1 pseudogene is annotated in these 230 nt (G+C 47.4%); it reads left to right on the top strand.

Annotated elements, in window-relative coordinates:
- Positions 1-230 (top strand): annotated as a pseudogene (locus tag AAEY87_RS14480) (long-chain fatty acid--CoA ligase); the annotation flags it as partial.

Consider the following 230-nt stretch of genomic DNA (forward strand, 5'->3'; position numbering starts at 1 on the left):
CACTGGTACCCAATCCACGTGATGGTGCCAGCTTGATTAAAGCTTACAAAGACTATCCACCAGCGTTTTTCCCAGCGGTCAATACCCTGTTCAATGCCCTTGCTAACAGCGAAGTTTTTCAAGCGCTAGATCATAGCAAGCTTGAGATGTCGATGGGTGGCGGTATGGCAGTATTAAAAGATACGGCAGAGAAGTGGCAGAAGATTACCGGTAACGTGATCGTACAAGGT

The organism is Psychrobacter sp. S1-30-MNA-CIBAN-0213, assembly GCF_040309845.1.
GTDB lineage: Bacteria > Pseudomonadota > Gammaproteobacteria > Pseudomonadales > Moraxellaceae > Psychrobacter.